Origin of the sequence: Blastococcus sp. KM273129, assembly GCF_021698995.1 — a bacterium.
Taxonomy (GTDB): Bacteria; Actinomycetota; Actinomycetes; order Mycobacteriales; family Geodermatophilaceae; genus Blastococcus.
On record NZ_SSXB01000113.1, the window covers coordinates 1 to 9383 of the forward strand.

Below are 9383 nucleotides of genomic sequence, written 5' to 3' on the forward strand. Positions count from 1 at the left end.
CCGGTGGGCTGGGCGACATCCTCGGCGGCCTCTTCGGTGGCGCCGGCGGCGGCGGGGCCCGCGCGCGCAGCCAGGCGGCGTCGGGTCCGGCGCGCGGTCAGGACGTCGAGACCGAGGCGACCCTCTCCTTCGAGGAGGCCGTCCTCGGCGTCACGGTGCCGCTCCGGATGCAGAGCCCGGGCAGCTGCCCGACCTGCGCCGGCAGCGGCGCCAAGCCCGGGACGAGCCCGCACACCTGCCCGGTGTGCCAGGGCGCCGGCGTGACCAGCCGCAGCCAGGGTGCGTTCGCGTTCTCCGAGCCGTGCCGCAACTGCCGCGGCAGCGGCCAGGTCGTCGACGACCCGTGCCCGACCTGCGCGGGCAGCGGCATCACCAGCCAGACCCGCACCATCACGGTGCGGATCCCCGCGGGGGTCAAGGACGGCCAGCGCATCCGGCTGCCCGGCAAGGGGGCGCCCGGGCGGCGAGGTGGCCCGGCCGGCGACCTGTTCGTCGTCGTCCACGTGTCCGAGCACCAGTTGTTCGGCCGCAAGGGCGAGGACCTCACGCTGACCGTGCCGATCACCTTCGCGGAGGCGGCACTGGGCACCACGCTCACCGTGCCGACCCTCGAGGGCACGGTGTCGCTCAAGGTGCCGGCGGGCACCGCGAGCGGCCGGACGCTGCGGGTCCGCGGACGGGGCGTGCCCGCCAAGGGCCGTACCGGCGACCTGCTGGTCACCGTGGAGATCGCCGTCCCCGCACGGCTGACCCCGGCGCAGCGGAAGGCCGTCGAGAACCTGGCCGAGGAGCTGGACGAGGACCCGCGCCCGCAGATCACCGCGGCGGTGCGGGCGGGAGGTGAGGCATGACCAGGCCATCGGGAGGGCCGCTGGGCCACGCGGCCCCGTCCGTCGCCGACGACGCCCCGGTGTTCGTGATCTCCGTGGCGGCCGAGCTGGCCGGCATGCACGCCCAGACGCTCCGGCAGTACGACCGGCTGGGGCTGGTCAGCCCTGGTCGCACGCCGGGGGGCGGCCGCCGGTACAGCCCCCGCGACGTGGCGCTGCTGCGCGAGGTGCAGCGGCTCTCGCAGGAGGACGGCGTCAACCTCGCCGGCATCAAGCGGATCATCGACCTCGAGTCCCAGGTCGAGGCGCTGCAGGCCCGGGTGCACGAGCTCCTCGAGGAGCTGCAGCACTCGGAGAGCCGGCGGATGGCGGCCGAGGCCGCGATCCCGGCGGCCTACCGCGCGGACCTGGTGCCCCACCGGCGGCCGAGCTCCGCCCTCGTGGTGTGGCGTCCCGGGGGGGCCCGGTGAGCGGGCCGGGCGCCGACGCCCACGAGGCCTTCGTCGGGCTCGAGCGCGAGATCGGGCTGCTGCTGCGCCGGTCCCGGGCCATCTCGACCCGGCTGGCGCGCGAGCTGCACCCCGACCTGGACGGCGCCGCCTACGGGCTGCTGGCCCTGCTGCAGGACGCCGGGCCGCTGCGCGCCAGCGACCTCGTGGCCCGGCTCGGCCTGGACAAGAGCACCGTCAGCAGGCAGCTCTCCAGCCTCGTGGACCTCGGCCTGGTCGACCGCGCAGCCGACCCCGACGACGGCCGGGCGCAGGTGCTGACGCCCTCGGCCGAGGGTGCGGCCCGGCTGGCCCGCATCCGGTCGGCCCGCCGGGCCCGCTGGGAGAGCGACATGTCCGGGTGGCCCGCCGAGGACGTCGCCACGCTCGCCGCGCTGCTGGAGCGGCTGAACCGGATCGGCGAGGCGCGCGAGGCCGAGCAGGGGTCCTGACCCGACGATGCCCGGACCCCACCGCGGGGTCCGGGCATCGCCGCGTCCGGGGCGGCACGCCCGGCATGATGTTGCAGACCGCAACCATATGGGCGTATGGTTTCGGTCTGCAAGCAGTTGCACCACCCCGAGGACTCGTCATGCCACTCAGCCCCGCCACGCGGGACCGCCTCATGGCCGGGGTCGCCCAGCTCATCCGCGCCGGACGGCACCTGAGCTCCCGCGCCGCCACCCAGCTCCACGGTGACCTGCCGTCGTTCGGCTGGGCCCTCCTCCTCCCGCTCGAGCGCGACGGTGACCTGCGCTGCAGCGCCCTCGCCGCGCACGCCGGTGTCGACGGCTCGGTCGCCAGCCGCCAGCTCTCCGCGCTGGAACGCTCCGGCCACGTCGAGCGCCACCCCGACCCCCGTGACGGGCGGGCCGCCCTCTTCCGCCTCACCGGCCGCGGCGCCGACGCGCTGGCCACCTCGCGGGCGCTGCGCTCCGCGTGGGCGCGGACCGCCCTGGCCGACTGGGACGACGACGACGCCGAGCGGCTCGCCGGCCTGCTCGAGCGCCTGGTCGCCGACGTCGACGTCACCGGCGTGCCGCGCCCCGAACCGGCGGGAGCTGCCCGATGACCACCCCGCCCCGTGCGGGTGGGAGCGGCCCGGTGGCCACCCGGCCTCCCGCCCGACCCGCACACCCGACGTCCAGGAGCCCCGTGAGCACCGTGCCGCCCGCCGCAACCGAGGCGCCCGTCGAGCAGCAGGGGCGGATGACCCACCGCCAGGTGCTGGAGGCGCTCTCCGGCATGTTGCTGGCGATGTTCGTGGCGTTCCTGTCCTCGACCGTCGTCTCCAACGCCCTGCCCACGATCATCACCGAGCTGCGCGGCACGCAGAACCAGTACACCTGGGTGATCACGGCGACCCTGCTGGCCTCGACGGCCTCCACGCCGATCTGGGGCAAGCTCGCCGACCTGTTCAGCAAGAAGCTGCTCATCCAGCTGTCGATCGTGGTCTTCATCGCCGGATCGATGCTGGCCGGGCTCGCGCAGTCGGTGGAGACCCTGATCGCCTGGCGCGTGCTCCAGGGACTGGGGCTGGGCGGCCTGCAGGCGCTGGTGCAGATCGCGATGGCCGCGATGATCAGCCCCCGCGAACGCGGCCGCTACTCCGGTCTCCTCGGCGGGGTCATGGCGGTCGCGACCGTCGGCGGCCCCCTCCTCGGCGGTCTGCTGGTGGACACCAGCTGGCTGGGCTGGCGCTGGTGCTTCTACGTCGGCGTGCCGTTCGCCGCGGTCGCGCTGGTGCTCCTCCAGCGCACCCTGCACCTCCCGGTGACCCGGCGGGACGTGACCATCGACTACCTCGGCGCGGCCTTCCTCACCGCCGGCGTCTCGGCGCTGCTCATCTGGGTCACCCTCGCCGGCGGCAGCTTCGGCTGGGCCTCGGTGGAGACGGCGCTGTTCCTCGGCGGCGCCACGCTGGCGGTCGTGGCCTTCCTGGTCACCGAGGTGCGGGCCGCGGAGCCGATCGTGCCCCTGCGGCTGTTCCGCGACCGCACCACCACGCTCGCGATCGTCGCCAGCGTCGCGGTCGGCATGGCGATGTTCGGCTCGACGGTGTTCCTGGGCCAGTACCTGCAGATCTCGCGTGGGTACTCGCCGACCGAGGCCGGGCTCCTGGCCGTCCCGATGGTCGGCGGGCTGCTGGTCTCCTCCACCGTCTCCGGCCTGCTCATCACCCGCTACGGGCGGTGGAAGGCCTACCTGGCGACCGGCACGGTCCTGGTCGTGGCCGGCTTCGCGCTGCTGGCGACGATCGACCACGAGACGGACATGGTGCTGTTCAGCGTCTACCTGTTCGTGCTCGGCGTCGGCATCGGCATGAGCATGCAGAACCTGGTGCTCGCCGTGCAGAACACCGTCGCGGCCCGGGACCTGGGCGCGGCCAGTTCCGCGGTGGCCTTCTTCCGCAGCCTCGGCGGCACGATCGGCGTGTCGGTCCTCGGTGCCGTGCTGAGCAACCACGTGGGCGACCTGATCCGCGACGGCACGGCGCGGGTCCCGGGCGCCGCGGGGACGGCCGCCGCCGGGGGAGGGGACGTCGGGCTGGCCGACCTCGCCGACGCGCCGGCGCCGGTGCAGGAGCTGATCCGCCTCTCGTACGGGGATGCGACCGGCCGGGTGTTCCTGATCTCGGCGCTGGTCGCGCTCGTCGCGGTCCTCGCCGTCCTCTTCATCCGCGAGATCGCCCTGCGCACGGACACCGGCGACGAGCGGGAGCAGGCCGAGCGCGGGTCCGCGGTGCGCATCGGCACCGACGCGATCGAGGGCCGCGACGCCGGCGGCGCGCGCACCGGGGTGGCGCACGCCGGGGTGGTCCCGGCCCGCTGACCGGACGAGGGCCCGCCTCCCGCAGGGGAGGTGGGCCGCCGTCCGTCCGGGTGGGGTCAGCCCTCGAGCGCGGCGTCCAGGGTGATCTCGGTGCCGGTCAGCGCCTTGCTCACCGGGCACCCGGCCTTGGCGGACTGGGCGGCCTTGTCGAAGCCGTCGGCGTCGAGGCCCTCGACCTCGCCGCGCACGGTCAGCTTGACCCCGGTGATGGTCGGGGCGCCGTCGCGCTGGCCGAGCGTCACGTCGGCGGAGACCTCGAGGGACTGCGGCGTACCGCCGGCCTTCCCGATCTCGCTGGAGAGCGCCATGGCGAAGCAGGCGGAGTGCGCCGCGGCGATGAGCTCCTCGGGGCTGGTGGTGCCGTCGGCCTCGTCGGCGGCGCGCTTGGGGAAGGACACCTCGTAGGTGCCGACCTTGGAGCTGGAGAGCTCCACCTGCCCCGAGCCCTCCTGCAGGGTGCCGTTCCAGGCGGTGCGGGCGGTACGAGTGGGCATGCTGCCCCTTCCGGGCCGTGGCCGCCCCGGGCTGGGCGGCGCCGTGGCCGCCCTCCTACCCGCCGGGAGCCCCGGCTACCGCGCGGATCAGGCCTGCTCGGGCACCTCGGCCGTGCCGTTGACCCGGTCGGTGAGCAGCCGCAGCCGCGCCTTGAGGTCGTCGAACTCGCTGGTGTCGAAGCCGATCGCGCCGATCATCTCCTCGGAGATGGCCACGGCCTTGCCCTCCAGGGCCCGGCCGGCGTCGGTGAGGGCGATGGAGACCGAGCGCTCGTCCTCGACCCGGCGGTGCCGGGTGACCAGGCCCGCCGCGGTGAGCCGCTTGAGCAGGGGCGAGAGGGTGCCGCTGTCGAGCGCGAGGCGGGCGCCGAGCTGGCCGACCGTCTGGTTGTCCTGCTCCCAGAGCAGCAGCATCACCAGGTACTGCGGATAGGTGAGGCCGATCGCGTCGAGCATGGGGCGGTACCGCGCCGTCACCGCGCGGGAGGCGGCGTACAGCGCGAAGCACAGCTGGTCGTCGAGCGCGACGCTCGGAGCCGGCAGGGCGGTCATGCCCGCCAGTCTAGGGCCGCCGCACGGGGGGCCGGGACCTTCCGCCCTGGACGCGACCCGTAAGGGGGCCCTGGTGGTGCCGGGGCGGGCGGGGCGAGGATGGACGAGCGCAGCAGAGTTGAGCGGAACAGACTCAACCCCCGGCTCGTTGCAGGGAGCGATGACGCCGGCCACGGAGGGACGGCGTGCCCGAGAGAGGAGAGGACGTGCCCCCTGGCATGGACAGCAAGCTCACCACCCGCTCGCAGGAGGCCGTCGCCGGTGCCCAGCGCCTCGCCGTCGGCCGGGGTCAGGCGGCCCTCGAGCCGCTGCACCTGCTCGTCGCCCTGCTGGAGCAGGCCGACGGCATCGCCGGCCCGCTGCTCACCGCGGTGGGCGCCGACCCGGCCGACGTGCGCAGCAAGGCCGACGCCGCTCTGCGCCGCATGCCGAGCGTCAGCGGCGCGACCGTCTCGGCGCCCGCGCCCTCGCGCGAGTTCCTCAGGGTGATCAACGCCGCCGCCGAGCAGGCGGGTGCCCTCGGTGACGAGTACGTCTCCACGGAGCACCTGCTGGTCGGCCTGGCCGCGTCGGAGGGGGAGGCCGCCGCCGTCCTCACCAGCGCGGGGGCGACGGCGGACGCGCTGCTGGCGGCGTTCCGCACGGTGCGGGGCAACCGCAAGGTCACCACCGCCGATCCGGAGGCCACCTACCAGGCCCTCGAGAAGTTCGCCGTCGACCTCACCGAGCGCGCCCGCGAGGGGAAGGTCGACCCGGTCATCGGGCGGGACACCGAGATCCGCCGGGTCGTGCAGGTGCTCTCCCGCCGGACGAAGAACAACCCGGTGCTCATCGGCGAGCCGGGCGTGGGCAAGACCGCGATCGTCGAGGGCCTGGCCCAGCGCATCGTGGCCGGCGACGTCCCGGAGAGCCTCAAGGGCAAGCGGCTGATGGCGCTCGACCTCGCCGCGATGGTGGCCGGCGCGAAGTACCGCGGTGAGTTCGAGGAGCGGCTCAAGGCCGTCCTCCAGGAGATCACCGAGGCCGAGGGCGAGATCATCACCTTCATCGACGAGCTGCACACGATCGTCGGTGCCGGTGCGACCGGTGACGGCGCGATGGACGCCGGCAACATGATCAAGCCGATGCTGGCGCGCGGTGAGCTGCGCATGGTGGGCGCCACCACGCTCGACGAGTACCGCGAGCACATCGAGAAGGACCCGGCCCTGGAGCGCCGCTTCCAGCAGGTCTTCGTCGGCGAACCCTCGGTCGAGGACACGATCGGCATCCTCCGCGGGCTCAAGGAGCGCTACGAGGTGCACCACGGCGTGCGCATCACCGACGGCGCGATCGTCGCGGCGGCGACGCTGTCGGACCGGTACGTCACGTCCCGGTTCCTGCCCGACAAGGCGATCGACCTGGTCGACGAGGCCGCCAGCCGGCTGCGCATGGAGATCGACAGCCGCCCGGTCGAGGTCGACGAGGTCGAGCGCGCCGTGCGCCGGCTGGAGATCGAGGAGATGGCGCTCGCCAAGGAGGGCGACCCGTCGTCCCTCGAGCGCCTGGCCAGCCTGCGCGAGGACCTCGCCGACAAGCGGCAGGAGCTGGCCGAGCTCACGGCCCGCTGGCAGCAGGACAAGAGCGCGATCACCCGGATCCAGCAGGCCAAGGAGGAGCTGGAGCGGCTGCGCACCGAGGCCGAGCGGGCCGAGCGCGACGGTGACCTCGCCCGCGTGGCGGAGCTGCGCTACGGCCGGCTGCCGCAGCTGGAGAAGGCGCTGGCCGAGGCCGAGGCGTCGGTCGAGGAGCAGGCCTCCATGCTCAAGGAGGAGGTCGGCCCCGACGACATCGCCGAGGTCGTCCAGGCCTGGACCGGCATCCCCGCCGGGCGGCTGCTCGAGGGCGAGACCCAGAAGCTGCTGCGCATGGAGGAGGAGCTCGGCCACCGGGTCGTCGGGCAGCCCGACGCCGTCCGCGCCGTCTCCGACGCGGTGCGGCGGGCGCGCTCCGGCGTCGCCGACCCCGACCGGCCCACCGGCTCGTTCCTCTTCCTCGGGCCCACCGGCGTCGGCAAGACCGAGCTGGCCAAGGCGCTGGCGGAGTTCCTGTTCGACGACGAGCGGGCCATGGTCCGCATCGACATGAGCGAGTACTCCGAGAAGCACTCCGTCGCCCGGCTGGTGGGGGCTCCCCCCGGCTACGTCGGCTACGAGGCAGGCGGCCAGCTCACCGAGGCGGTGCGGCGCCGTCCGTACACCGTGGTGCTGCTGGACGAGGTCGAGAAGGCGCACCCGGACGTCTTCGACGTGCTGCTCCAGGTGCTCGACGACGGCCGGCTGACCGACGGCCAGGGGCGCACGGTGGACTTCCGGAACACCATCCTGATCCTGACGTCGAACCTCGGCTCGCAGCTGATCGCCGACCAGTCGGTGCCGGAGGAGCGGCGTCGCGACGCGGTGATGGGCGTCGTGCGCGGGCACTTCAAGCCGGAGTTCCTGAACCGGCTGGACGACGTCGTGGTGTTCCGGGCGCTGGGCAGCGAGGAGCTGACCGGGATCGTCGACATCCAGGTCGGCGTCCTGGCCCGCCGGCTGGCCGCCCGCCGGCTGACGCTCACCGTCACCGACGCGGCCCGGGAGTGGCTGGCGCTCAACGGCTTCGACCCCGTCTACGGCGCCCGGCCGCTGCGCCGGCTGGTGCAGTCGGCGATCGGGGACCAGCTCGCCAAGGCGCTGCTCTCCGGTGACATCCGGGACGGCGACGAGGTCGTCGTCGACTGGCCGGGTGGCGACGTCGAGGGCCTGCTCGTCACCCGCGGCGGGTAGCCGCCCGGGAGGTGGCCGCGCCCGCCGGACCCCCCCCGGGTCCGGCGGGCGGGACGCCGCCTGATCGGGTGGCACCGCGTGCCCTGCTGGTTCCCCGGTGGGGCGTCGTCGATGATCGCGGGCGACGACCGGACCGAGAGGCGGAGACACGATGACGGCGGGCCAGGACGACCAGCACGGTCGGCAGCAGGGGCAGCCCGAGGGGCAGGGCGGCCAGCAGCCGGGGTGGGCACCGCCGCCGGGTCAGCCGCCGTACGGTGGCCAGCCTCCCCACGGCGGCCAGCCGCCCTACGGTCAGCCCCCGTACGGGCAGCCGCAGGGCGGTCAGCCCCCGTACGGGCAGCCGCCGCAGAACCCCTACGGCCAGCATCCCTACGGTCAGAACCCGTACGGCTACGCCCCCGCGCCCGCGGCGCCCCAGGGCTGGGGCCCGGGTGCGCCCGAGCCGATGGAGCGGCCGCTGACGGTCCGCGCCGGCATCGGCGCGTTCCTCGGCTCCCTGGTGCTCAGCGCCGTGGCGGCCGTCGTCACGCTGCTCAACTGGGACGAGCTGCTGGACTGGACCCTCGACCAGTCGGGCACCGACCTCCAGGGCGCGGAGTTCGAGGGGCTGGACACCGAGGCGCTCGCCGAGCTGACGGCGCAGCTGACGACCGGCTTCACCGTGCTCGTGCTCCTGCTCCAGCTGCTCTTCGTCTGGTTCGCGTGGCAGGGCCGCAACTGGGCGCGGATCGTGCTGTGGGTGCTCGGTGGCCTGGCGCTGCTGGCCGGTCCGTTCAACGCCGTCGCCGGTGGGCCGCTGCCCTTCCTGACCACGCTCTCCTGGTTCCAGCTCGCGCTGACGGCCGCCGGCGTGGTGCTGCTGGCGCTGAAGCCCTCCAACGACTGGTACCGCTTCCGCAAGTGGCAGCGCGCCACGGGTCAGGGCTGAGCAGGCGGCAGCTCAGGCCCGCCGGGTGGCCAGCCAGTCCCGCGTCGTCCGCGCGACCAGGCTGGCCGCCGCTCCCACCGACAGCACGAGCAGCAGCAGCGCGACGACGGTGACGCCGCCGGCGGTGAGCATGGTGGAGAGCAGCACCAGCGCCAGGACGACCGTCGAGACCACGCCGGTCCAGAGGCCCCAGCGGCGGCGGCGCGACACGGCCCACGCCGAGACCGCGTAGGCGATGCCCAGCACCAGCGGCGCGGTGGTGTTGACCAGCAGGAACTGCTGGGCCTCGTCCGCGGTCAGGCCCGCCTCGACCAGCGCCTGGCGGACGCCGTCCCGGCCGAGCCAGGTGATCGTCACGTACAGCAGGAGCAGCACGGCGAGGGTCGCGAGCAGCGCCATCGAGACCCGCACCGACGGCGGGGCCGGCGGGGGCGCGTCGCCGTGGACGGGGT

The 9383-nt window shown here is 74.6% G+C and carries 10 protein-coding genes; 7 read left to right on the forward strand and 3 right to left on the reverse strand.

The window, feature by feature from the left end; all coding sequences use genetic code 11:
* The 5 genes from E9565_RS20445 to E9565_RS20465 all read left to right on the forward strand — a co-directional run.
* A partial coding sequence (locus E9565_RS20445) for a DnaJ C-terminal domain-containing protein (RefSeq protein WP_236836603.1) occupies positions 1-851 on the forward strand: 851 nt, incomplete at its 5' end.
* Entirely contained in the window at positions 848-1300 is a 453-nt protein-coding gene (locus E9565_RS20450) for a heat shock protein transcriptional repressor HspR (protein ID WP_236828620.1), read from the forward strand. The genes E9565_RS20445 and E9565_RS20450, both read left to right, overlap by 4 nt.
* Positions 1297-1770: a MarR family winged helix-turn-helix transcriptional regulator gene (locus E9565_RS20455; RefSeq protein ID WP_236828621.1), complete on the forward strand. Its 474-nt coding sequence runs from the start codon at positions 1297-1299 to the stop codon at positions 1768-1770. Before E9565_RS20450 ends, E9565_RS20455 begins: the two co-directional genes overlap by 4 nt.
* A gap of 140 nt (positions 1771-1910) precedes the next feature.
* Positions 1911-2390: a MarR family winged helix-turn-helix transcriptional regulator gene (locus E9565_RS20460; protein WP_236836604.1), complete on the forward strand. Its 480-nt coding sequence runs from the start codon at positions 1911-1913 to the stop codon at positions 2388-2390.
* Between the two features lie 83 nt (positions 2391-2473).
* Positions 2474-4150 (forward strand): DHA2 family efflux MFS transporter permease subunit, encoded by a 1677-nt coding sequence (locus tag E9565_RS20465; RefSeq protein WP_236836605.1) that lies wholly within the window; start codon positions 2474-2476, stop codon positions 4148-4150.
* Between the two features lie 56 nt (positions 4151-4206).
* Here E9565_RS20465 and E9565_RS20470 read toward each other — a convergent pair whose 3' ends face one another.
* Positions 4207-4644 (reverse strand): OsmC family protein, encoded by a 438-nt coding sequence (locus E9565_RS20470; RefSeq protein ID WP_236836606.1) that lies wholly within the window; start codon positions 4642-4644, stop codon positions 4207-4209.
* An 87-nt stretch (positions 4645-4731) separates the two neighbouring features.
* A complete protein-coding gene (locus tag E9565_RS20475; RefSeq protein WP_236828625.1) occupies positions 4732-5196 on the reverse strand; it encodes a MarR family winged helix-turn-helix transcriptional regulator in 465 nt (154 codons plus the stop codon).
* A 218-nt stretch (positions 5197-5414) separates the two neighbouring features.
* Here E9565_RS20475 and clpB point away from each other — a divergent pair, with 218 nt between their 5' ends.
* A complete protein-coding gene (gene clpB, locus E9565_RS20480) occupies positions 5415-8000 on the forward strand; it encodes an ATP-dependent chaperone ClpB (protein ID WP_236828628.1) in 2586 nt (861 codons plus the stop codon).
* Positions 8001-8151: 151 nt separating this feature from the next.
* Positions 8152-8931, forward strand: coding sequence for a hypothetical protein (locus E9565_RS20485; RefSeq protein WP_236836607.1), 780 nt, complete (start codon positions 8152-8154; stop codon positions 8929-8931).
* A gap of 12 nt (positions 8932-8943) precedes the next feature.
* On the opposite strand, the gene E9565_RS20490 is transcribed toward E9565_RS20485, so the two are convergent.
* Positions 8944-9383 (reverse strand): hypothetical protein (locus E9565_RS20490; RefSeq protein WP_236836608.1); only part of this gene is annotated, 440 nt, incomplete at its 5' end.

Excerpts from the sequence above, each read along its gene's own strand:
- E9565_RS20450 (WP_236828620.1), top strand. The coding sequence starts at position 848 with ATGACCAGGCCATCGGGAGGGCCGCTGGGCCACGCGGCCCCGTCCGTC.
- E9565_RS20460 (WP_236836604.1), top strand. The coding sequence starts at position 1,911 with ATGCCACTCAGCCCCGCCACGCGGGACCGCCTCATGGCCGGGGTCGCC.
- E9565_RS20470 (WP_236836606.1), bottom strand. The coding sequence starts at position 4,644 with ATGCCCACTCGTACCGCCCGCACCGCCTGGAACGGCACCCTGCAGGAG.
- E9565_RS20475 (WP_236828625.1), bottom strand. The coding sequence starts at position 5,196 with ATGACCGCCCTGCCGGCTCCGAGCGTCGCGCTCGACGACCAGCTGTGC.
- clpB (WP_236828628.1), top strand. The coding sequence starts at position 5,415 with ATGGACAGCAAGCTCACCACCCGCTCGCAGGAGGCCGTCGCCGGTGCC.
- E9565_RS20485 (WP_236836607.1), top strand. The coding sequence starts at position 8,152 with ATGACGGCGGGCCAGGACGACCAGCACGGTCGGCAGCAGGGGCAGCCC.